A 22619-nucleotide genomic window follows, 5' to 3' on the forward strand; every position below is an offset into this window, starting at 1 on the left:
GTCGTCCGGCTCGTACGTCGAAAGGGGATGGCATGGAGGACGAAGAGGCGGAGGCCGTACTCAGGACGGTCGGCCGGCAGATCAAGATGTGGCGCGAGGCCGCCGGGCTCAAGCAGGGCGAACTCGGCGCCGCCATCGGGTACGGCGACGAGATGGTCTCCTCGGTCGAACGCGGACGCCGCATCCCCAAGCCCGACTTCCTCGACAAGGCCGACGAGGTGCTCGGCGCGGGCGGGAAGCTGTCCGTGATGAAGGCGGACGTGGAGCGGGCCCGGTACCCCAAAAAGGTACGGGACTTGGCGAAGCTGGAGGGCGAGGCCGTCGAGTTGGGGGCCTACGACAATCAGCAGATCCACGGCCTGTTGCAGACTCCTGCGTACGCCCAAGCGCTGTATGCGATGCGTCGCCCCGCGTACACGGAGGACGAGATCGAGCGTCACGTCGCCGCGCGTATGGCACGCAAGGCCGTGTTCGAGCGAGTGCCCCGGCCGCTCATCACCTTTGTCCAGGAGGAGGTGACGCTACGGCGGCCGATCGGCGGCAGAATGGTTCTGCGACAGCAACTCGAACGCCTTCTGGAAATCGGGCAGTTGCGGCATGTATCGGTCCAAGTGATGCCCACGGACCGTGAGGACCACGCGGGCATGGCGGGACCGCTGCGGCTCCTGAAGCTCCGGGACGGCAAGACGCTGGGGCACTGGGAGGCCCAGTTGCACAGCCGGGTGATCAGCGACCCGAGAGAGGCCCAGATCCTCGACATGCGCTATGGAATGATCCGTGCGCAGGCCCTCTCGCCTCGGGAGTCGCTGTCCTTCATCGAGAAGATTCTGGGAGAAGAGACATGACCACCACGCTCAACTGGTTCAAGAGCAGCTACAGCAGCAACGACGGCCCCGACTGTGTCGAGGTCGCCATAGCCACCCCCGCCCCCTCCCTCACCACCGTCCACGTCCGTGACACAAAGGACCGGGGCGGTGCGCGGCTCGTGTTCGGGGGTGCGTCCTGGAGCGCGTTCCTGGACGGTGTCGCCCCGTAACGTCGGGACCGGAACCGCAGCGAACTCCTGCCGGCGGCTGACCAGGGAAAATGGAGAACTGGGCCGGGAGTATTTAGGGTCGGCACGTGGCTTTCATCATGGTATGCGAAGACGACGCGGCGGTCCGCGGCGTACTCAAGCGTGCCCTGGAGCACGACGGCCACACCGTCTCCGTCGCCGCCACGGCCGACAGCCTGCTGCGGCAGCTCGCACCGGCGCCCCATCTGGTCGTCCTGGATCTCGGGCTCCCGGACGCCGACGGCCGCGACGTCTGCCTGGCCCTCCGGGCGCGCGGCGTCGACGCGCCGGTGTTGATGCTCACCGCCCTGGACGGCCTGCATCACAAGGTGGGCGGCTTCGAGGCCGGCGCCGACGACTACATGACCAAACCCTTCGACATCCCGGAACTGCTGGTCCGCGTCCGAGCGCTGCTGCGCCGGGCCACCGTGGCGCCCGCACCGCGCGAGGTCGTCCTCGATCCGGCGAAGCACGTGGTGACCTACGACTCGGTGAGCGAGAGCCTGACCCCGACCGAGTTCCGGCTACTGGGCCGCCTGATCGCCTCGCAGGGCGACGCGGTACGCCGCCATGCCCTCATCGCCGCCGGCTGGCCGCACGGAGCGCAGGTCAGCGACAACACCCTCGACTCCTTCGTGCGCCGGCTGCGGACCAAGCTCGGTCCGCTGGGGGTGGCCGAGCGTCTGGCGACCGTCCGCGGCGTGGGCTACCGATGGCAGTGACGGGATTCCGCAGGAGGGTCGTCGCGCTCACCGTGCTGATCGCCACCGCCGTGGTCGCGATCCTGGTCGTGGTCTCGCACGTGCTGCTGAGCGGGGTGACGGACGCCGACGCGCACGATCTGGCGCGTACCCGCGCCGAGGCGGTCGCGGCGAACGTCACCGCCGTGGGCGGCCGTGTCGTACTGACGGAGAACAGCAGTGAGGCGCTGGACGAGGTCGCCTGGGTGTATGCCGACGGCCACCTGATCGACGGGAACGTACCGGCAGGCATGGTAGAGCGCGTCGAGGCGCTGGCAGGCTCACGGCGATCGCAGACCGCCGCCGTCGACAACTACCTCCTGTACGCGCGGAAGGTCCCGGTCGACGGCCACAACGTCATGGCGATCGTCCGGGTGGACCTCACGCCCTACGAGACATCCGAGCAGCACAGCCTGACCTTGTCGCTGATCCTGGGCGGCCTCGCGATCCTCCTCGCCGGCGTTGTCGCGCACCTCGTGGTGCGCCGCGCGCTGCGGGTCGTGCACGAGATGGCCGCGCTCGCCGACGACTGGGGCCATCACGAACCCGGGCGCCGCTTCGACCTCGGAGTCCCCCGCGACGAGTTCGGGGAACTGGGGCGGACCCTGGACCGCCTCCTGGAGCGCGTGGACAACGCGCTGGCGGACGAGCGCCGGCTCACCGATGAGATCGCCCACGAGCTGCGGACACCGCTCACGGTCCTGCGGGGCGAGGCGCAGCTGGCGCAGCTGTCCGGCGAGCCGGTGACGCCGGAGGCGGTGCTGAGCGAGGTCGACCGCCTCAATGCGGCGATCACGACGATTCTGCGCGCCGCGCGCGCACCGGGAGACGCCGGGACCCGGTGCGATCTGCGCTCCGCCGCGCGGCGGGCGATCGCCGGCCGCGCGGTCGAGGTCGACGTTCCCGCGAAGGCCGAGGTCGCCGTGGCGGCCGACGTCACCGTGTCGCTGTTGTCGCCCCTGCTGGAGAACGGCCTGCGGCATGCGCGGTCGCGTGTGTGGATCACCGCGCGCGTCCAGGGTGAGGCAATCGTGGTCGATGTCCTGGACGACGGCCCCGGGTTCGATTCCGCGGAGGTCGACCGGGTCTTCGAAGCGGGTGTGACCGGCGTCGGCGGGTACGGGCTGGGGCTGCCGGTGGTCCGGCGCATCGCCGCCTCGGCCGGTGTGGAGGTCCGCGCGATCGCGGACGGCCGCGGTCACGTCGAGGTGACGCTCCCGGCCGCGCGTGCGGCCACGTAGTCAGGTTGCGTGCAGGTTCCCCGCGTAACCCTCCCTGCATGACAACGACGACGGAAGCACGCACGCGCAGCGGGCGGCTCATGCTCAACAAGGTCCCCGAGGTCACCATCTGGTTCTGGGTGATCAAGGTCCTGTGCACGACGGTCGGTGAGAGCTTCGCCGACTGGATCAACACCCAGCTGGGCGTCGGCCTGGTGAACACGGCCTGGATCTTCACCGCGGTCCTGGTGGTGGTCCTGGCCGTCCAGCTGTGGCTGAAGCGGTACGTCCCGTTCCCCTACTGGCTGACCGTGGTCGTTGTCAGCGTGACAGGCACCTTGTACACCGACATCCTGACCGACCAGCTGAACGTGCCGCTGTGGATCAGTTCCGCGGTCTTCTCGGTGCTGCTCGCGGTGGTCTTCGGCGTGTGGTGGCTGCGTGAGCGCACGCTGTCGATCCACTCGGTCACCACGCTCTCGCGGGAGTCGTTCTACTGGCTGACCGTCCTGGTCACCTTCGCGCTCGGCACCGCGACCGGCGACTGGACTCTGGAGCTGACCGGCTGGAGCCCGGGCGTCTCGGTGTTGCTGCCGCTCGGCCTCATCGCGGCGATCACCGTGCTGCGGAGGTTCGGCGCGAACCCGGTGCTGTCCTTCTGGCTCGCCTACATCCTGACCCGCCCGCTGGGCGCGAACATCGGCGACTGGCTCGCCTCCCCCAAGGTCGCCCAGAGCCCGGGCGAGCCGACCGGTCTCGCGCTGGGCACGTTCACCACGAGCCTGATCTTCCTCGGCCTGATCCTGGCGACGGTTGTCTACCTGACGGTGACGCGCTCGGATGTGACCGAGACCTACGAGGCGGCCCACGCCGCACGGGTCGCCGGCGACCCGCGCAAGGAGCGCGTCGCGCTGGCCGGCTTCGGACTGCTGGCCGTCGCCACCGCGGCCCTGCTGGTCTGGGCCCACGGTCAGCCGCACGTCGGCCCGGCGCCGGAGACCGACACCACCTCCGCCGTCCAGTTGCCTCCCGGTCAGGCGGTGAAGCACTTCCCGCCCGCGAAGGTCGGCGCGCTGCGGACCCTCGCGTCCACCTCGCTCAAGGACGCACGCTCGGGGGACGCGGCCGGGGCCCATGCGGCCGCCCAGTCGCTGCGTGACCTGTGGGATGCCGACCAGGCCTCGCTGGAGCCGCTGGACGAAACCGGCTGGACCTCCGTCGACGCCCAGATGGACAAAGTGCTCAAGACCTTCGGCATCGACCACTCGAACCCGCCGATGTCGCCGGCGCAGCAGGAGACCGAACTGAAAGCCCTCCTGGCGGACCTGGGCTGACAGACCGCACAGCGCCCGGCCACCGCACCGGCCGACGGACTCGGTGTGCCGGGCCGCGCCGTGAACCGCGCCGGTCGAAGGTCTAGTTGACGACCTCGACCCTCGTGCCCGGGTCCGCGAAGGTCCACAGGGCCGTGCCGTCGGGCTTGCCCATGCGGATGCCGCCCGTCTTGGCGTCGGCGGCGGCCGGTGGGGGTGAGGCGCCGTCCACGGCGTTGCTGAAGGCGATGAAGACGCCGGACTTGCCCGCGAAGTACATGATGTGCTCGATCTGGACGCCGTCCGAGCCGGTGGTCGAGGGTACGCGCTGGGAGATCACGTAGGCGCCCGGGTCGGGGCTCACCGTGCCCGGCCAGACCGGGAAGGTGCGGGTGGGTTTGTCGCTCTCGTCGACCAGCCACACCCGCTTCTGGGCCAGGGCGTAGACGATCCGGTGGCCCACGCCCGAGTCGGCCGGGACGGCAGGCGGGGCCGACGGCTTGGGCTTGGGTTTGGCGGAGGGGCTCGCGCTCGCCGAGGACACGGGTCGGTGGTCGGCGGCCGGGGCCGTGGGGTGGGCACCCTGGTCGGCCTTCGCCGCCAGTACGGCCACCGCCGCGACCGCGCCCACGGTCAGGCCGCTGACCCAGGCCCACGAAGGTATTCGGGCCGCCATGGGCACGCATCTCCTCGGTGCTACTCGACCCCTCCGACGGGGGTCGGATCATCGTACTGCGAGCTGCGTCTTACTCGGTTCAGTCCAGGACCGGCAGCAGGTCCGGGAGGTGGCCGTCCGACGCGGCCGCGGCCTGCCGCCTTTCCTCCGGGACCTCGCCGTAGAGCGTGGTCCTCGGCTTCGCCGGGCGTCCGGCCGCCGCCGCCACCGCGACGAGGTCCTTGACGGACTTGTAGGAGCCGTAGGAGGAGCCGGCCATGCGGGAGATCGTCTCCTCCATCAGCGTGCCGCCGAGGTCGTTCGCGCCGGAGCGGAGCATTTCGGCGGCGCCCGCCTCGCCCAGCTTCACCCAGCTCGTCTGGATGTTGGGGATCCAGGGGTGCAGCAGGAGCCGCGCCATCGCCGTCACCGCGCGGTTGTCCCGTACGGAGGGGCCGGGCCTGGCGATGCCCGCCAGGTACACCGGGGCGTTGGTGTGGATGAAGGGGAGCGTCACGAACTCGGTGAAGCCGCCGGTCCGCTGCTGGATGCGGGCCAGGGTGCGCAGGTGGCCGAGCCAGTGGCGGGGTTGGTCCACGTGGCCGTACATCATCGTCGACGAGGACCGGATGCCCAGTTCGTGGGCGGTCGTCACGACCTCGATCCAGGTGGCGGTGGGCAGCTTGCCCTTGGTCAGGACCCAGCGGACCTCGTCGTCGAGGATCTCGGCCGCCGTGCCGGGGATGCTGTCCAGGCCCGCCGCCCTGGCCTCGGTCAGCCACTCGCGGATGGACAGGCCGGTGCGGGTGGCGCCGTTGACGACCTCCATCGGGGAGAAGGCGTGCACGTGCATGCCGGGGACGCGTTCCTTCACCGCGCGCGCGATGTCGAAGTAGGCCGTGCCCGGCAGGTCGGGATGGATGCCGCCCTGCATGCAGACCTCCACCGCGCCGACGTCCCAGGCCTGCTGGGCCCGGTCGGCGACCTGGTCGAGGGACAGGGTGTAGGCGTCCGCGTCGGTGCGGCGCTGGGCGAAGGCGCAGAAGCGGCAGCCGGTGTAGCAGACGTTGGTGAAGTTGATGTTCCGCGTGACGATGTACGTGACGTCCTCGCCCACCACGGACTTGCGGACGTCGTCGGCGATCCGGCACAGCGCGTCCAGGGCCGGGCCGTCCGCGTGCAGCAGCGCCAGGGCCTCGTCGTCGGTGAGCCTCGTCGGGTCGTCGGCGGCCGTGCGCAGGGCCTGCCGTACGTCGGTGTCGACGCGTTCCGGTGCCATGCCGGGGGCGGCCGCCTCGCGCAGGGCTCCCCAGTCGCCGTACACCTCGTCGAAGTCGCCCCGGCGGTCGGCGGTGCGGCCGTCGGTGTCGATGGTGCGGTGCAGGTCGGTGCGGCCGGTGGCGGTGAAGGCCTCGTCGGGCTCCTGCCAGGGACGGCCCTCGACCACCGCGTCCGGGCGGGCCAGGCCCGTGGCGGGGTCGGCCAGGGCGCGGACGTGCGGCAGCAGCCGCGGGTCGAGCCAGGGTTCGCCGCGGGTGACGAACTCCGGGTACACGCAGAGCCGTTCGCGCAGTTCGAAGCCCGCCGCGGCCGACTTCTCGGCGAGCTGCTCGATCCGGGGCCAGGGGCGTTCGGGGTTGACGTGGTCGATGGTGAGCGGGGAGACGCCGCCCCAGTCGTCGATGCCGGCGCCGATGAGCCGTTCGTACTCGGCGTCGACCAGGTTGGGCGGGGCCTGGAGGCAGGCGGAGGGGCCCATGATGTGCCGGGCGACGGCCACCGTGGCGACCAGTTCGTCGAGTTCGGCGTCGGGCATGCCGCGCATGGCCGTGTCCGGCTTGGCGCGGAAGTTCTGGATGATCAGTTCCTGGATGCCGTGGTGGGCGCGGGCGACCTTGCGCAGGGCGAACAGGGACTCCGCGCGTTCCTCGTACGTCTCGCCGATGCCGATCAGGATCCCGGAGGTGAAGGGGACGGAGGAACGGCCGGCGTCCTCAAGGACCCGCAGCCGCACGGCCGGTTCCTTGTCCGGGGAGCCGTGGTGGGGGCCGCCCGGCTCGGACCACAGCCGGCGCGCGGTCGTCTCCAGCATCATGCCCATCGAGGGGGCGACGGGCTTGAGGCGCTGGAAGTCCGTCCAGGTCATGACGCCCGGGTTGAGGTGCGGCAGCAGGCCGGTCTCCTCCAGGATGCGGATGGAGACGGCGCGTACGTAGGCGATGGTGTCGTCGTAGCCGTGCGCGTCGAGCCACTCGCGCGCTTCCGGCCAGCGGTCCTCCGGCTTGTCGCCGAGGGTGATCAGGGCTTCCTTGCAGCCGAGTTCGGCGCCTCGGCGGGCGATGTCGAGGACCTCGTCGGGGGACATGAACATCCCGTGCCCGGCGCGGCGCAGCTTGCCCGGCACGGTGACGAACGTGCAGTAGTGGCACTTGTCGCGGCAGAGCCGGGTCAGCGGGATGAAGACGCTCTTGGAGTAGGTGATGACGCCGGGACGGCCGGCGGCCTCCAGACCGGCGTCCCGCACCCGGGCCGCGGAGGCGGCGAGGTCCCGGAGGTGCTCGCCCCGCGCCTGGAGCAGCACCGCCGCCTCGGCGACATCGAGCGCGACCCCGTCCCGGGCACGTTTGAGCGCACGACGCAGCGAGTTCTCGGTGGGACCGGTTCCGGAGAGCACGGAAGTCGTCATCCTTCGAGCATACGGTCGCGGTCACCAGGGCCGATCAAGGAAGGACCGGCCGGTGGCGCCGGTGGTCCGGCCGTGGACCCGGACGGCGCACTCCCGTCGTGACGGCCGCCTCCGTGGCGCCTACGTTGGGAAGCGTGACCTTCGCGAGGGGCGCGGACGGCGGGCAGGTGACCCGGACGATCCGGGGGACGCTGGCGCCGGGTGCGGCCGACTACGTGTACGTTCCCGTCGACGTTCCGGACGGGGTGCGGGAGATCAAGGTCTCGTACACCTACGACAGGCCGGCCGTTCCCGCGGGCACTCCCGGCAACGCGCTGGACATCGGCATCTTCGACCAGCGCGGCATCGAGCCGGGCGGCGAGGGCTTCCGTGGCTGGTCGGGCGGGGCGCGTACGGAGTTCTTCGTCCGCGCGGACGACGCGACACCCGGATACATCGCGGGGCCGGTCGGCGCCGGTGTCTGGCACATCGTGCTCGGGCCCTACACGGTCGCCCCGCGGGGCCTGTCGTACGCGCTCGACGTCACCCTGACCCACGGCGCCCCGGGCACGGCCGTACCGCCCGTGTACCCGCCGCAGTGGGCCAGGGGGCGGGGGCGGGCCTGGTACCGGGGGGACTGCCACCTGCACTCCTGGTACTCCGACGGGCGCCGCACCCCCGCCGAGATCGCCGCGCGGGCCAGGGCGGCCGGCCTCGACTTCATCAACAGCTCGGACCACAACACCCATGCCTCGCACGCGCACTGGGCCGACCACGCGGGCGACGACCTGCTGATCATGCTGGGCGAGGAGGTGACGACGAGGAACGGCCACGTCCTCGCCCTCGGCACCGACCCGGGCACCTTCGTCGACTGGCGCTACCGGGCGCGGGAGGGCCGCTTCGGCCGCTTCGCCCGCGAGATCCGCCGCGCGGGCGGCCTGGTCGTGCCCGCCCACCCGCACGCCACCTGCGTGGGCTGCGCCTGGAAGTTCGGCTTCGGCGAGGCGGACGCGGTGGAGGTGTGGAACGGCCCCTTCACCCCGGACGACGAGATGGCGGTGGCCGCGTGGGACGCCACGCTCGTGGCGGCGGCACGAGAGGACCGGCGCTGGCTGCCCGCGATGGGCAGCAGCGACGCGCACCGGCCGCCGGACTCCGTGGGCCTGCCCCAGACGGTCGTCCTGGCCGACGACCTCACCCGGGAGGCCGTCCAGGACGGCATCCGCGCGGGCCGCTCCTACGTCGCCGAGTCCCGGCGCGTGTCGCTCGCCTTCACCGCGACGGGCGCCGGGGGCGAGCGGGCGGGCATCGGGGAACGGCTGCGGGTGGCCCCGGACACCCCGGTGACGGTCCGCCTCGAAGCCTCCGGCGTACCGCGCTGCACGGTCCGCCTCGTGACCGACCAGGGGGTGCTGCTCACCAGCGACCCGTTCCCCGTGCCGGGCTCGGGGGCCGTCGAGTGGCGCACGACCCCGGCGTACGCGGCGTACGTACGGGCCGAGGTGCGCCATGAGACGGCGGTGGGGCCGCTGCCCGGGGTGATGGCGGCACTCACGAACCCGATCTTTCTGGGCGCGGGCGGACACGTCTGACCGGCCGGCGGCGCCCGCTCGCCCGGCCGTCGGGGCCAAGAGCGTGCGGAGAGGATGTGTGGGCCTTGTGTCGTGGGATGTGCGTGGCTGTGATCGCTGTCTCGGGAGCTGACGCATCTGCCGTGAACAAGGCAAACTGGCTCTGCTTGTTGACGGTTCGACAGGGGGCCAGGGGGCAGCGATGGAAGGTGTACCGCGAGTACCTGAGCAGCGGTGTCCCGAGCAATCGGCGACGCTGCGCTTCAGCGTGCTCGGTCCGGTGCGCGCCTGGCGCGGAGAGCAGCCTCTGCCCACCGGTTCCCCGCAGCAACGCGCCCTGCTGGCGGCGCTGCTGCTGCGCGAGGGGCGCACCGCGACCGCGGCCGAGCTGATCGACGCGCTGTGGGGCGAGGAGCCGCCGTCGCAGGCGCTGGCGGCGGTGCGGACGTACGCCTCCCGGCTGCGCAAGGCGCTGGACCCCGGGGTGCTGGTCAGCGAGTCCGGCGGATACGCCGTGCGCGGGGCGGGCGAGGGCGCGCTCGACCTGGCCGAGGCGCAGGAGCTCACGGTCCGCGCCGACAAGGCCCGGTCGGCCGGGGACCTGTGCCAGGCGCGCGAGCTGCTGCGGCGGGCGCTCGCTCTGTGGGACGGGGAGCCGCTGGCCGGGGTGCCCGGTCCCTACGCGGAGGCACAGCGGGTGCGCCTGGAGGAATGGCGCCTGCAACTCCTGGAGTCCTGCCTGGACATGGACCTGGAGCAGGGCTGCCACGCGGAGGCCGTCTCGGAGCTGACGGCGCTGACGGCGGCCCACCCGCTGCGGGAACGGCTGCGCGAGCTGCTGATGCTGGCGCTGTACCGCAGTGGCCGGCAGGCGGAGGCGCTGGCGGTGTACGCCGACACCAGACGCCTCCTGGCCGACGAGCTGGGCGTGGACCCCCGCCCGGAACTGCGTGAACTGCAACAGCGCATCCTCCAGGCCGACCCGGCCCTCGCCGAGCCGTCCTCGCCGGTGGCCGAACCGGCGGTGGTCGCCGTACGCCCCGCGCAACTCCCGGCTACCGTGCCGGACTTCACGGGCCGCAGCTCCTTCGTGGCCGAGCTGAGCGAGGTGCTGGCCTCGGCCGACGGGCGTGTGATGGCCGTGTCGGCGGTGGCCGGGATCGGCGGCGTGGGCAAGACGACGCTCGCCGTCCACGTGGCCCATCAGGCGCGGGCCGCCTTCCCGGACGGGCAGTTGTACGTGGACCTCCAGGGCGCCGGTGCCAGAGCGGCCGAGCCGGAGACCGTCCTCGGCTCCTTCCTGCGCGCCCTCGGCACCGCGGACTCCGCGATCCCGGACTCCCTGGAGGAACGCGCGGCCCTGTACCGCTCGGTGCTCGACGGGCGCCGGGTCCTGGTCCTGCTGGACAACGCCCGGGACGCGGCTCAGATCAGACCGCTGCTGCCGGGGACGGAGGGCTGCGCGGCCCTGATCACGTCCCGGGTGCGGATGGTGGACCTGGCGGGCGCGCACCTGGTGGACCTGGACGTGATGAGCCCCGACGAGGCGCTGTCCCTGTTCACGAGGATCGTGGGCGAGGAGCGGGTGGCGGGCGAGCGCGAAGCGGCCCTCGACGTGGTCGCCGCCTGCGGCTTCCTGCCCCTGGCCATCCGTATCGCGGCGTCCCGGCTGGCGGCGCGCAGGACCTGGACGGTGTCGGTCCTGGCGGCGAAACTCGGCGACGAGCGGCGGCGGTTGGACGAGCTCCAGGCGGGCGACCTGGCGGTGAAGGCGACGTTCGAGCTGGGCTACGGGCAGTTGGAGCCCGCGCAGGCCCGCGCGTTCCGCCTCCTGGGCCTGGCCGACGGCCCGGACATGTCCCTGGACGCGGCGGCCGCCGTACTGGACCTGCCGGCGGACGACACCGAGGACCTGCTGGAGTCCCTGGTCGACACCTCGCTCCTGGAGTCGGCGGCCCCCGGCCGCTACCGCTTCCACGACCTGGTCCGCCTCTACGCCCGCGCCTGCGCGGAACGCGACGAACACCCGCCGGGCGAGCGCGCGGCGGCGATGTCGCGGCTGCTGGACTTCTACCTGGCGACGGCGGCGGGCGTCTACGCGATCGAACGCCCGGGCGACCGGCTGGTGGACCACCTCCAGCCGACGGAGTACCCCGGGCTCCGGTTCCCGGACCGTCACAGCGCCCGGGACTGGCTGTACCGCGAGGCGAACTGCCTCCTCGCCACCGCGCGCCGGCCCGCGGACCTGCCGTCGATGCTGCGGCGGTCCATCGACCTGCTCTGGGCGGCGCTCGACATCTCCGAGTCGGGGGCGAACTCCAGGGAGTACGAGGCCACGGCGAAGGCACTGCTCGACGAGGCCCGGCGGCTCGGCTCGGCCCAGGCCGAGGCCCGGGCGCTGATGACGCTGGCGCACGCCCATGTCGACGGCGGCCGCTTCGAGATGGCGGACCAGGAGGCGGAGCAGGTGATCCGTCTCGCCCGGCAGGCCGACGACCTCCTGCCCGTCTGCTGGGCCCGCAACGCGCGCGGCATCATCGCGCTGTACCAGAGCCGCAACGCGGACGGAGAGGAGCACCTCTCCGAGGCCATCCAGCTCTTCCGGATGCTGGGCGACCGCCCCGGCGAGGCCAGCGCGCTGTGCAACCTCTCCCGCATCCACCTGGCGACCGGCCGGACGGGGAGCGCGGTCGCCCTGGCCCAGCAGGGCATCGACGTCTACGACGCCATGGGCAACTCGATGCGAGGCGCGAACGGCCGCTACGCCCTGGGCATGGCGCTCACCCAGAGCGGCCGGGTCGACAGCGCCGCGGACCGGCTTCTGGAGGCCCTGGACGTCTTCCGCGACAGCCGTCAGCGGCTGTGGGAGGGCATGACCCTCTTCCGCCTGGCGGAGGTGGACATCGCCGCACAGCGCCCCGCGCAGGCCGCCGCCAACGCCGAGATGGCCCTGACGGTGCTGCGCGGCATCGGCGGTGAGTGGAGGCGCGGCAACGTGCTCACCGTGCTCGGCCACGCCCTCACCCGCATCGGGCAGACGGACCGCGCCCGGGCGTGCTGGCGGGAAGCCCTGCGCATCTACGAGGAATCGGGCTCGCCCGAGGCGGCCGCCGTGCGCGAACTGCTGACTCCCGTGCGGGCGGCGTGAGGCCCGCCCGGAGCCTGGGCGGGCCCGTTCATCGTTCGTTTATCGCCTCGGGCCATTCTCAAGTCAGTCGATCCTTCGCGTCGGGGGGCAGAGGGGTCGGCTGCGGGGGGACGGGGGATCTCGCACTGGCGAACCAGTGTGAGCGGCCCAGGAGAGCCCGCCCGGTCACCCTCGGGGGAGTGACCGGGCGGGCTTCGCCAGGACCATCGACGAACACACCGAGTGGAGCAAGGACATGAGCGACAAGCCGGTCATCAAGCCCCAGGACATGCACGCCACCGGCACGACGAACGCCGAGGCCGCGGCCGATGCCGCTCAGTCCGCGGGCGACGACGTGACCACGCAGGACATGCACGCCACCGGCGAGCCCGTCACGACGAAGGACATGCACGCCACGTCGGAGCCGTTCAAGCCGACGAAGTAGGCCTCAGCACACGGGATCGGCCGCGGTGGCACCGAGGGGGAGCCGCCGCGGCCGAAGTGTGTCCGGGGGCGGGTCGGCGTCACCCGGTCGGCGCAGTGGCGGCCCGGTGTGACTCGCGTGGCGGCGGTGCCGCACGCGGAGTAGCGTCGTATGCGCCGGTGGTGACCGAGAGCCCCGTCGGCCAGGACCGACGGCCGTCGTCCGAGCGCCCCTTCCGCGCATCCCGTACGGCGGCCGTCACCCCCACCTCCGCGGCGCGGGATCAGGTGGTGCGGGCGGTGCCTGTCCCCTTCTCCGCGTCCAGGGCGTACACGCAGCGGTCCTTGCTGCACGCGTACACGACCCCGTCCCTGACCACCGGGGAGCCGGTGATCTCGCCGCCGGTGGCGAGCTTCCAGCGCAGCCGGCCGTCGTCGGCCTTGAGCGTGTACAGCAGGTGGTCGGTGGAGCCGAAGTGGATACGGCCCTCGGCGACCGCCGGGGCACCGACGATCTCGCCGCCCGCCTGGAAGCGCCACTTGGGCGTTCCGGTGACCGCGTCCAGGGTGTACAGGCCCCGGCCGCTGCCGACGTGGACGTGCCCGGCGGCGACCAGGACCGGGGCGACGGAGGCGCGGGACTCGGTGGCGATGCGCCAGCGGTCGCGGCCGTCGGTGGCGTCGAGGGCGTAGACGGTGCCGAGGTAGTCGGCGAGGTAGACGCCGCCGCCGCTCACCACCGGGCCCGGCGCGAAGGCCGGCGGGCAGAGGAAGACCGCGGGCGCCTCGAAGTGCCAGCGGACATGGCCGCTCGCCACGTCCACGGCGAGCACGCGGGTGCCGGCGCAGACGTAGACGTAGCCGTCCGGGGCCGGGGTGACGCGCACCGGCACGCCGCCGCAGGAGGCCGCGTCGCCGATCGGGTAGGACCAGCGCTCCTCGCCCGTGCGGGCCTCCAGGGCGCGCAGGCGGGCGTCCTGCCAGACGTACACCGTGCCGTCGTGGACGACGGGGCCCGCCTCGGGGGACTCGAAGTCGGTCTGGCAGCCGGCGATCTCCCACAGCTTCTGGCCGCCCGCGGCCTCCCAGGCCTGGACGCCCCCGCCGCGGGTGCCGGTGACGACCGTGCCGCGGTCGGCCTTGAGGGAGTACACCCAGGCGTCGGTCTGCACCCGCCACAGGTCGGTGCCCTCGCGGGCGTCCAGGGCGAACAGGGTGGGCCCGTCGGAGGCGTGCACCCGGCCGTCGGCGACCGCCATGGACCAGGCCACGTCGCGGGTCTTGAAGCGGCGGCGGCCGGTGGCCACGTCCAGGGCGTGCACCTCGAAGGAGGTGACGTAGACGAGGTCGTCGGCGACGGACGGGGTGCCCCAGACGTCGTTGGACATGCGGAAGCGCCACGGGCGCCAGCCGGCCGGCGTCTCCGGCGGCACGGCCGGTACGGCGGGGTCGGCGCCGTTGACGCCGGGGTGCGGCCGGGACCAGGTGGCGGCCAGGCCCGCCTCGGGCGGGGGCGCCTTGACGGCGGCGGCACGGGCGTCGGCGACGCGCGGACCGGGGCCGATCGGCACCTGGGCGCCGGCCAGCCGCACGGGACCGGAGTCGGGGACGCCCACCGGCGCGGGTCCGGCCGGGGCCGGGACGGCGGGGCTGTGCGAGGGCGGCGGCGGTACGGCGACGCGCGGGGCGGGCGGCAGGGCCAGGCGGCCGCCGCGGCGGGACTCGATGAGGCCGACCGCCGGCTCGGGCAGCCAGGCGGAGGCCGTACCGCTGTCGTCGGAGCCGGAGCCGAACAGATGGGGCGCGAGCTGGGCCTGGAGGTCGGCCGGCTTGGGCCGCGCGGTGGCCTCCATCTGCATGCAGGAGTCGATCAGCGGACGCAGCTCGTCCGGGAGTCCCTCCAGGTCGGGGCCCTCGCGCAGCAGCATGAAGACCGTCTCGACGGGGTTGGCGCCGTGGAAGGGCGGATGCCCGGTGGCGGCGAACACCAGCATCGAGCCGAGCGAGAAGACGTCGCTGGCGCCGGTGACGCTGCGCGAGTCCTTGGCCTGCTCCGGGGACATGTACGCGGGCGTGCCGACGGCGACGTTCGTCATGGTCAGCCGGGTGTTGGAGACCCCGGAGGCGATTCCGAAGTCGATCACGCGTGGCCCGTCCTCGACGACGAGGACGTTCGACGGCTTCAGGTCGCGGTGGACGAGCCCGGCGCCGTGGATGGACTGGAGCGCCTCGGCGACGCCCGCCGCCAGCCAGCGCACCGCCTGGGCCGGGAGCGGACCGCATTCGGTCACTATCTCCTCCAGGGAGGGCGCCGGGACGTAGGCGGTGGCCAGCCACGGCACGGCGGCGCGCGGGTCGGCGTCGACGACCGCGGCCGTGTAGAAGCCGGAGACCGCCCGCGCGGCCTCCACCTCACGTGTGAAGCGGACCCGGAAGAGCTGGTCCTCGGCCAGCTCGGTCCTGACCGTCTTGATCGCCACGCGCCGGCCGGACGCCGAGCGCGCGAGATAGACCAGCCCCATGCCGCCGGCACCCAGCCGTCCCAGCACCTCGAACGGCCCGATCCGCCGCGGGTCGTGCTGCGTCAGCTGATCCACCACTTGCCTGCCACCTCCCCGTACGAGCCGCGCCACCCACATATGTACGCGACCGAAGTGCAGCGTCTCACCACCGCACCGCCGTGGCGGCACGCACCCTGATTCTTCCTGTCCGGCGCACAGGTTGCGAACCCGGCGACACATCGGGATGTCACGCCGCAAAACCCCCTCTTCCCGGTCGGGGGGCGGATTTCACCTCTCCGATCGCCGCTCCCTCACCTCTCCAGGAGGGCGAAGGACGCCCCCTGATTGTCGGCGACGACGGCGACGGTTCCGTACGACGTCCCGAAGGGCGGCACCTGCACCCGTCCGCCGAGCCGGGCGACCGTGCCGAGGGCGGCCTCCAGCTCCGCGACCCGGAAGTGGACGAGGAAGTGCGGCGGCATCTCGGGCGGGAAGACGTCGGAGACGGCGGCCCGGCCGAATTCGGGCTCGGCGCCCGGCCCGAACAGGGCGTCGTGGAACAGTCCGCCGTAGAAGACGTTGGCGGCCTCGGTGTCGCGGGCGTAGAGCTGGGCCCAGACGAAGGTGCCCGGCTCGTGGCGTCTGCCGAAGCCCTGGTGGCTGTCCGGCTGCCACAGCCCGAAGACGGCGCCCTCGGGATCGGCGGCGAGGGCGGCCAGGCCCAGACCGTCGACCCGGGCGGGCGGGATCACGATCTGCCCGCCGCCGGCCCGGATCCGCTCGGCCAGCGCCCGGATGTCCGGGGTCGCGAAGTACACGGTCCAGACGGTGGGCATACGGCCGTCCGTCTTCGGCGAGAGCGCGGCGACGGGCTCCCCGTGCAGCCGGGCCGGTACGGACGCTCCGTACGTCTCCTCCGCGAAGCTCCACCCGAAGAGCTCACCGTAGAACCGCTTTCCCGCCTCGACGTCGGGAAGCTGCGCGTCCACCCAGCAGGGGACGCCCTCTGTGCTCGCGGATGCCCTGTTTTCGGCCATGTCGCCAAAGTAGCCGGGTCACGCGCAGCCCGCAGACCAGGCACACCAGCCTCTCCGAGCTCATGCACCCCATTTGCAGTCGGCCGAATCGCGCTCCGATCACTGCTCGGTAAGCTGACGACATGACAGGACAAGTGCGTACCGTCGACGGCCGCGTGGCCGGTCGACGTGGGCAGGCGACCCGGCAGAAGCTGCTCGACTGCCTCAGCGAGATGCTCAGCTCCTCCCCCTACCGGGACGTCAAGGTCATCGATGTCGCCAGGAAGGCGGGGACTTCGCCCGCGACCTTCTATCAGTACTTCCCCGATGTCGAGGGCGCCGTTCTGGAGATCGCCGAGCAAATGGCCGCCGAGGGCGCCGGGTTGGCCGAGCTGCTCGAGGGCCGGTCGTGGGCCGGCAAGGCCGGCTGGCAGACGGCGCAGGAACTCGTGGACGGGTTTCTCGAGTTCTGGCGCCACAACGACGCCATTCTGCGCGTGATCGATCTCGGTGCCGCCGAGGGCGACAAGCGCTTTTACAAGATCCGTTCAAAGATCCTGAACTCCGTGAACAACTCCCTGGCGGAATCTGTCACCGAACTCCAGTCCAAGGGCCGGGTCGACAAGGACGTGAATCCGGCCGCGATCGCCGGTTCGCTGGTCGCGATGCTCGCGGCGGTCGCCTCCCACCAGAAGGGCTTCGCCCCGGGGGTGAAGCAGGCCGAGCTGAGGCCGAACCTGGCGCTCCTGGTTCACCTGGGCGTCACCGGCAAGAAGCCGACGCGATAGCCCGTGCACCGGCCTCGGACTCCGTCCGGGCCCCAAGTCCTGTCAGGCAGGCGGCGGTCCACCCGGGTGGACCGCCGCCTGCTGCCATGTACGGGGAGAAACCCGAACGACCCTAGAGCCGGTCGAGCCAGATCACGATGCCCGTCAGGTCGTGGAGGACGGCCGCGACGCCCGCCCGGACGGCGGCGGCGCAGCGCGCGGCGGTGAACGACTCCGGGTCGTAGGTCGAGGACATGCCGAGCCCCTCGCCCCGGAACGAGGCACCGGACCAGTCGACCGCCGTGACGTTGTGGGTGGGTTCGGCGAGCTCCGCGCCGACGACGAGGAACTGCTGCGACAGATGGCTCGCGGTGACCACGGCGAGCGGGTCGACGAGATCGTTGCCCGCGCCGACGACCAGGTCCGGGCCCATGCCGATGGCCCTGTCGATGGCGGGAACGAGGTCGTGGGGGCCGTCGGCGGCCACCGTCCTGAGGTCGACGTGCTCGCTCGCGGCCCAGTCCTTCACCGCCGACACCAGGGCCCTGGTCGGACGGTCGTCGCCCGCGGTGAGCAGCACCACGCGGTAGCCCTTCGGCGGGTGCACACCCTTCCAGGAACCGGGCCGCGGCGTGACCGTGGCCTCCGGGGTGGGCGGGGCGGAGGGGTCGGTGAACCCCGCGCCGAGCATGCCCACGGCGGTGGGCTTCGCGTGCGGCTGTGACCAGTCGTCGCCGGAGCCGCATCCGGTGACCAGCGCGGCGGCCGCGGCCAGCGTGGCAACGGCCCGAAGCGGGGAGCGCAAGGCGATCGTCCTCCGAGTGATCGTGGGTGCGCCGCCATCCTGCTATCCGCGACCGCCACGGGTCGCCCCCGCGAGGGCCGATGCGGGGCTTGTTTCTCAACGGTTCGCCGGCGGGCCGGAGTTTGTTCACCGATGACATGCACCGTGCACGGGAAACCCCAAGGAGCCACCATGTCATCACGGGTCCGCCGCGCCCTCGTCGGAATCACCGCGGCAGTGATCGCTTTCCTGGGCCTCGGGCAACCGGCCTCGGCCCATGGATTCTCGTCCGTCGTGTACGTCCACATCACGGGCGGCGACGGCGGCCGCGTACGCACGGTGCTGGAGCTGGAGTACGACCTCTTCGTCGTGTCCGCCGCCGACGCCGAGCACGACGACCCCCTCTTCCGGGCCGGCACCGCCGCCTTCGAGGCCGAGGACGCCCGGGCGCAGGCCGCGGCGCTCGAGTCGCACGCCGACTCGGCCGTCACGTACGTCACCGGGCGCTTCTCGGTCGCCGCCGGCGGCAAGGCCTGCACGCCGTCGCGGGCCGGCGACATCACGATGGGCCGGCGGGAGGGCGTCCCGTACGCCTCCCTGCCGCTGGAGTGGGCCTGCCCCGCGGAGGGCGGCGACCGCGAGGTGCGCAGCACGCTCTTCCCCGACTCCGAGGGCTACGTCCGCGGCACCAGGACGATCGCCACCTACGACCTCACCGGTCTCTCCGGCAGCGCCGCGCTCGACGCCGGGCATCCGTCCTTCTCGATCAGTCAGTCGTGGTACGAGCGGTTCTGGGAGTTCTTCCGCCTGGGCGCCGAGCACCTGCTGACCGGAGTCGACCACATCCTGTTCCTGCTGGCGCTCATCGCCGGGTCCCGCCGCCTGCGCGAGATCGTGCTCGCGGCCACGAGTTTCACCCTGGCCCACTCGGTGACGTTCCTGCTCGCCGCCCTCGGCCTGGTGGAGGCGCCGGAGCGGATCGTGGAGCCCGTCATCGCGCTGTCGATCGCCGTCGTCGCCGGCTGGCATCTGTTGCGGCTCCGGCGGCGCGACGACGTGGCCGCCCTCGCCGGACCCGCGGAACAGGGCCCGTTGGGTCTGGACCGGGCCGGATGGCTGCGCCTCGGGGTCGTGTTCTGCTTCGGCCTCGTGCACGGCCTGGGGTTCGCGGGCGCCCTCGGGATCGACGAGCCGTGGTCGTGGACCCTGCTGTGGTCCCTGCTGGTGTTCAACGTCGGTATCGAGGCAGTGCAGTTGGGGATCATCGTGATCGTCTTCCCGCTGCTCGCGCTGCTGCGTCACCGTGCGCCGAGGGCGGGCATGTGGGCGACCGGCGCACTGTGCGCGGGGGTGGCCGTCATGGGTTCTGTGTGGTTCGTGCAGCGGGTGCTCGAAGGCTGAGAACAGCGCAGGTCTAGCGCGAAGTTCAGCTGATTCCAAGATCGCATTTGCGATTGATTTACCAAATCCGGAGACCTTGATGGCCTCCATTCCATGCACCTCCGTGCACCAAAGGAACGAATCTGATGATTTCGAGACCCTCCTCGTCGGCTTCCGGGTCGGCGCGGCGCCGCGTGGCCACGGGTGCCGCCGCGGCATTCCTGGGCCTGACGGTGGCCCTCGGCAGCGGCCTGGCCTCCCCGGTCCAGGCGGCCGAGACCAGCACGTTCACCGGCATCATCCTCGGCGTCGGCGCCAACGAGTCCCAGCGCACCGTGACCTGGTACTCCTCGGCCGACACCGCGCAGAAGGTCCAGCTCGCGCCGACGGCGCAGGTGGACAAGGGCGAGTTCCCGGCCTCCGCCATCACCTTCGACGCCCTCGGCGGGGAGAACATCGCCACCAGTGGCGGCTACAACCGCCACGCCACGCTCACCGGTCTCCGTGAGCACACGGCCTACTCCTACCGGGTCGGCTCCGAGGGCAACTGGTCCTCCGCGTACTCCTTCAAGACGCAGGACTTCAAGGGCGACTACGACTTCCTGTTCTTCGGCGACCCGCAGATCGGCTCGTCCGGCAACACCGGCAAGGACCAGGCCGGCTGGCAGGACACCCTCGACGTCGCGCTCGGCGCCAACCCGGACAGCGAGCTGCTGGTGTCGGGCGGCGACCACGTCGAGACCGCCAACACCGAGTCCCAGTGGAACGCCTTCCTCGCCCCCGACCAGCTCCGCCAGTACCCGTGGGCCGCCACCATCGGCAACCACGACGTCGGCGGCAAGGCGTACGAGCAGCACCTCTACACGCCGAACACCGACCGCTCGGCGCCGCTGTACTCCAACGGCCAGCCGGGTTCCAACACGTCCGGTGGCAACTACTGGTACATCTACAAGGATGTGCTGTTCATCGACATCAACAGCAACAGCTACGCCACCAGCCAGGGCGGCGGCGGCGACGCCGCGCACATCGGCTACGTCACGGACGTCATCAACAAGCACGGCTCCGAGGCCAAGTGGAAGGTGCTCGTCTTCCACCACGCCATGTACTCGCCGGCGTCCCACGCCAAGGACTCCGACGCCAAGGTCCGTCGCAATGACCTGCCGGCCGCCTTCTCCAAGCTCGGTGTCGACCTGGTGCTGGCCGGCCACGACCACGCCTACTCGCGCAGCTACCTGCTGAAGAACAGCGAGAAGCAGAACAAGGACGAGCAGCCCGGCGCCGCCGACGTGTACCCCGGCCCCGGCGGTGTGCTGTACGTGACGGCCAACTCGGCCTCGGGCTCGAAGTACTACGGCATCACCAAGCCGGACACCAGCGGCACGAGCGGCGCCGGAAACGGTGCCGACCCGCTGAACCCCGGCAACTACTGGTACAACTCGGTCCAGAACCAGGAGAACGTCCGCAGCTACGTCAAGGTCAAGGTCCGTAACGACAAGCTCGTCGTCGAGAACCTGCGCAGCGGCACCTGCGCGGCGCCCAACGCCGCGGTGGAGCTCGGCCAGTCCTCCTGCGTCAACACGCCCTCCGGTCAGCCGGTCGGCTCGGTCGTCGACAAGGTCACCGTGCACCCGTACCACGGCGACGGCCAGGACATCCAGGTGAACGTCCCGAACGCCGCCCCGGGCGAGTTCGGCTGGACGATCGACGGCTACAACGGCCTGGTGGACCTCGGCACCGCCAAGGACCACGACGGCGACTACTTCCAGGCCACCGGCAGGATCAACCCGATCCTCGTGTCGGACAGCCGCCGTTCGCTCGCCCCGTGGTCGATCTCGGCCAGCGTGGGTGACTTCAAGGACGCCGACAAGGTGTTCTCCGGTGCCTACCTCGGCTGGACGCCGAACGTGCTCCAGGAGGGCGCCGGCGCCAAGGCCAGCGGGGAGGTGGCCTCCGGCTACGACGGCGGCGGCGCGGGTCTGTCCGTCTCGCGCGGTCTGGGCTGGGCCGACCAGGGTCACCCCAAGGGCAAGGCCAAGCTGGGCGCCGACCTGGATCTGAGGATCCCGGGCAGCGTCGACAAGGGCGCCTACCGCGCCACCCTCACGATCACCGCTCTGAGCAGCTGACCGTGACCGCTTGACCAGGGGGGTGGGCACCTTCCGGTGCCCACCCCCCGCCCCTCGTTCCAGACCCGCTCCAGACCGCCCGAGGACCCCGAGATGCCCCTGCCCGCAACGCGCCGGAAGACCACGGTCACCGCACTCGCCCGCACCGCCGCCCTGGCCCTGCTCCTGGCCTTCGCCCTCACCGGGCTGCGGACCACCCCGGCCGCGGCGGACGGCGGCGACGTCACCTGGACGGTCAGGACGGCGCCGAACAGCTACGGTGCCGACCGGTCCAGCTTCAGCTACGCCGTGAACCCCGGTGGACGCGTCGAGGACGCCATGGTGGTCTCCAACCGCGGCAAGTCCCCGCTCACCCTGGCCTTGTACGCCGCCGACGGCTTCACCACCGACACCGGCCAGCTCGACCTGCTCACCAAGGACAAGAAGTCCGTCGGCATCGGCGCCTGGGTGCACGCCGACCGTACGAGCGTCGTCCTCAAGCCCGGCAAGTCCGTCAAGGTCCCCTTCACGGTCACCGTGCCCGGCAACGCCACGCCCGGCGACTACGTGGGCGGCGTCCTGACCTCGCTGCGGCAGTCCGACGAGGCCGAGGGCATCAACGTGGACCGGCGCCTCGGCATCCGGGTCAAGCTGCGCGTCAGCGGCGACCTCCGGCCGGCCCTGGCGGTCGAGAACCTGCACGTGGACCACTCCGGCTCGGCCAACCCGTTCGCCACGGGCGACGCCACCGTCACGTACACGATCCACAACACCGGCAACGCCGTGCTCTCGGCCCGGCAGGCGGTGTCGGTCTCGGGCCCGTTCGGATGGCTGCGCACCGAGGCGAACCGGATCCCCTCGCCGCCCGAGCTGCTCCCGGGCGAGAGCTGGAAGGTGAAGGTGCCCGTGCACGGCGTGGTGCCAGGCGTCGTCCTGACCGCGACCGCCACCCTCACTCCCCTGCTCACCGACGCGTCGGGCTCCACCACCACGCTCGACCCGGTGACGGCCACCGCGCACGGCTGGGCCGTCCCGTGGACGCTGCTGCTGCTCCTCGTCCTGCTGATCGCGGTCGCCGTCGGAGCGGTCGTCCGCACCCGCCGCGGCCGCGCCCGCCGCAAGCTGCGCGAGGACGCCCGCGTACGGGACGCGGTCGAACAGGCGCTGCGCGAGAAGCGGACCACTGAGGAGGCCGAGGAGACCACGGAGGTCACGGAGCGCCAGGAGGCCCCGGAGGCCCCGGAGACCCCGGAGGCCCGGAAGAGCTGAGGTCCGGCGCGGGGCGGGGCGATACTCGG

The 22619-nt window shown here is 72.1% G+C and carries 17 protein-coding genes; 12 read left to right on the forward strand and 5 right to left on the reverse strand.

What is annotated here, in order from left to right; all coding sequences use genetic code 11:
- Positions 1-32: 32 nt before the first annotated feature.
- From CG719_RS13930 to CG719_RS13950, 5 genes are all read left to right on the forward strand, one after another.
- Positions 33-845, forward strand: a complete 813-nt coding sequence (locus CG719_RS13930) for a helix-turn-helix domain-containing protein (protein ID WP_100568919.1) — start codon at positions 33-35, stop codon at positions 843-845.
- Positions 842-1036: a DUF397 domain-containing protein gene (locus CG719_RS13935; protein ID WP_100568920.1), complete on the forward strand. Its 195-nt coding sequence runs from the start codon at positions 842-844 to the stop codon at positions 1034-1036. The genes CG719_RS13930 and CG719_RS13935 overlap by 4 nt, the downstream gene beginning before the upstream one ends.
- Positions 1037-1122: 86 nt before the next feature.
- On the forward strand, positions 1123-1776 hold the full coding sequence (locus CG719_RS13940; protein WP_100568921.1) for a response regulator transcription factor: 654 nt from the start codon (positions 1123-1125) through the stop codon (positions 1774-1776).
- Complete coding sequence (locus tag CG719_RS13945; RefSeq protein WP_100568922.1) at positions 1767-3035, forward strand: sensor histidine kinase; 1269 nt, start codon at positions 1767-1769, stop codon at positions 3033-3035. Before CG719_RS13940 ends, CG719_RS13945 begins: the two co-directional genes overlap by 10 nt.
- A 38-nt stretch (positions 3036-3073) precedes the next feature.
- A complete protein-coding gene (locus CG719_RS13950; RefSeq protein ID WP_100568923.1) occupies positions 3074-4348 on the forward strand; it encodes a COG4705 family protein in 1275 nt (424 codons plus the stop codon).
- An 82-nt stretch (positions 4349-4430) separates the two neighbouring features.
- On the opposite strand, the gene CG719_RS13955 is transcribed toward CG719_RS13950, so the two are convergent.
- Positions 4431-5003: a L,D-transpeptidase gene (locus CG719_RS13955; RefSeq protein ID WP_100568924.1), complete on the reverse strand. Its 573-nt coding sequence runs from the start codon at positions 5001-5003 to the stop codon at positions 4431-4433.
- 79 nt (positions 5004-5082) lie between these two features.
- Entirely contained in the window at positions 5083-7668 is a 2586-nt protein-coding gene (locus CG719_RS13960) for a bifunctional FO biosynthesis protein CofGH (RefSeq protein ID WP_100568925.1), read from the reverse strand.
- Between the two features lie 98 nt (positions 7669-7766).
- On the opposite strand from CG719_RS13960, the gene CG719_RS13965 reads away from it, so the two are divergent.
- The 3 genes from CG719_RS13965 to CG719_RS13975 all read left to right on the forward strand — a co-directional run bounded on the left by CG719_RS13965 (position 7767) and on the right by CG719_RS13975 (position 12790).
- The gene (locus CG719_RS13965) at positions 7767-9239 is read left to right on the forward strand and encodes a CehA/McbA family metallohydrolase (protein ID WP_100568926.1); all 1473 of its coding nucleotides are present in this window, start codon (positions 7767-7769) and stop codon (positions 9237-9239) included.
- A gap of 181 nt (positions 9240-9420) precedes the next feature.
- Complete coding sequence (locus CG719_RS13970) at positions 9421-12366, forward strand: AfsR/SARP family transcriptional regulator (RefSeq protein ID WP_100568927.1); 2946 nt, start codon at positions 9421-9423, stop codon at positions 12364-12366.
- Between the two features lie 235 nt (positions 12367-12601).
- Positions 12602-12790 (forward strand): hypothetical protein, encoded by a 189-nt coding sequence (locus CG719_RS13975; RefSeq protein ID WP_100568928.1) that lies wholly within the window; start codon positions 12602-12604, stop codon positions 12788-12790.
- Positions 12791-13052: 262 nt separating this feature from the next.
- Here CG719_RS13975 and CG719_RS13980 read toward each other — a convergent pair whose 3' ends face one another.
- Positions 13053-15368: an outer membrane protein assembly factor BamB family protein gene (locus CG719_RS13980; protein WP_100568929.1), complete on the reverse strand. Its 2316-nt coding sequence runs from the start codon at positions 15366-15368 to the stop codon at positions 13053-13055.
- A gap of 212 nt (positions 15369-15580) precedes the next feature.
- Positions 15581-16306, reverse strand: coding sequence for a VOC family protein (locus CG719_RS13985; RefSeq protein ID WP_100568930.1), 726 nt, complete (start codon positions 16304-16306; stop codon positions 15581-15583).
- 134 nt (positions 16307-16440) lie between these two features.
- Here CG719_RS13985 and CG719_RS13990 point away from each other — a divergent pair, with 134 nt between their 5' ends.
- Positions 16441-17073, forward strand: coding sequence for a TetR family transcriptional regulator (locus CG719_RS13990; protein WP_100568931.1), 633 nt, complete (start codon positions 16441-16443; stop codon positions 17071-17073).
- A gap of 112 nt (positions 17074-17185) precedes the next feature.
- On the opposite strand, the gene CG719_RS13995 is transcribed toward CG719_RS13990, so the two are convergent.
- Positions 17186-17857 carry a hypothetical protein gene (locus tag CG719_RS13995; RefSeq protein WP_100568932.1) on the reverse strand — a complete coding sequence of 224 codons (672 nt, stop codon included), beginning with the start codon at positions 17855-17857 and terminating at the stop codon, positions 17186-17188.
- A 171-nt stretch (positions 17858-18028) separates the two neighbouring features.
- Between CG719_RS13995 and CG719_RS14000 the strand changes: the two genes are divergently transcribed.
- The 3 genes from CG719_RS14000 to CG719_RS14010 all read left to right on the forward strand — a co-directional run bounded on the left by CG719_RS14000 (position 18029) and on the right by CG719_RS14010 (position 22590).
- A complete protein-coding gene (locus CG719_RS14000) occupies positions 18029-19237 on the forward strand; it encodes a HupE/UreJ family protein (RefSeq protein WP_100568933.1) in 1209 nt (402 codons plus the stop codon).
- A gap of 125 nt (positions 19238-19362) precedes the next feature.
- Positions 19363-21342 (forward strand): purple acid phosphatase family protein, encoded by a 1980-nt coding sequence (locus CG719_RS14005; RefSeq protein WP_100568934.1) that lies wholly within the window; start codon positions 19363-19365, stop codon positions 21340-21342.
- A 93-nt stretch (positions 21343-21435) separates the two neighbouring features.
- A complete protein-coding gene (locus tag CG719_RS14010) occupies positions 21436-22590 on the forward strand; it encodes a WxL protein peptidoglycan domain-containing protein (RefSeq protein ID WP_100568935.1) in 1155 nt (384 codons plus the stop codon).
- Positions 22591-22619: the final 29 nt, after the last annotated feature.

Origin of the sequence: Streptomyces sp. CB01373, assembly GCF_002803075.1 — a bacterium.
Taxonomy (GTDB): domain Bacteria; phylum Actinomycetota; class Actinomycetes; order Streptomycetales; family Streptomycetaceae; genus Streptomyces.

Excerpts from the sequence above, each read along its gene's own strand:
- CG719_RS13975 (WP_100568928.1), top strand. The coding sequence starts at position 12,602 with ATGAGCGACAAGCCGGTCATCAAGCCCCAGGACATGCACGCCACCGGC.
- CG719_RS14000 (WP_100568933.1), top strand. The coding sequence starts at position 18,029 with ATGTCATCACGGGTCCGCCGCGCCCTCGTCGGAATCACCGCGGCAGTG.
- CG719_RS13945 (WP_100568922.1), top strand. The coding sequence starts at position 1,767 with ATGGCAGTGACGGGATTCCGCAGGAGGGTCGTCGCGCTCACCGTGCTG.
- CG719_RS13960 (WP_100568925.1), bottom strand. The coding sequence starts at position 7,668 with ATGACGACTTCCGTGCTCTCCGGAACCGGTCCCACCGAGAACTCGCTG.
- CG719_RS13955 (WP_100568924.1), bottom strand. The coding sequence starts at position 5,003 with ATGGCGGCCCGAATACCTTCGTGGGCCTGGGTCAGCGGCCTGACCGTG.
- CG719_RS13985 (WP_100568930.1), bottom strand. The coding sequence starts at position 16,306 with ATGGCCGAAAACAGGGCATCCGCGAGCACAGAGGGCGTCCCCTGCTGG.
- CG719_RS13970 (WP_100568927.1), top strand. The coding sequence starts at position 9,421 with ATGGAAGGTGTACCGCGAGTACCTGAGCAGCGGTGTCCCGAGCAATCG.
- CG719_RS13950 (WP_100568923.1), top strand. The coding sequence starts at position 3,074 with ATGACAACGACGACGGAAGCACGCACGCGCAGCGGGCGGCTCATGCTC.
- CG719_RS14010 (WP_100568935.1), top strand. The coding sequence starts at position 21,436 with ATGCCCCTGCCCGCAACGCGCCGGAAGACCACGGTCACCGCACTCGCC.
- CG719_RS13930 (WP_100568919.1), top strand. The coding sequence starts at position 33 with ATGGAGGACGAAGAGGCGGAGGCCGTACTCAGGACGGTCGGCCGGCAG.
- CG719_RS14005 (WP_100568934.1), top strand. The coding sequence starts at position 19,363 with ATGATTTCGAGACCCTCCTCGTCGGCTTCCGGGTCGGCGCGGCGCCGC.
- CG719_RS13935 (WP_100568920.1), top strand. The coding sequence starts at position 842 with ATGACCACCACGCTCAACTGGTTCAAGAGCAGCTACAGCAGCAACGAC.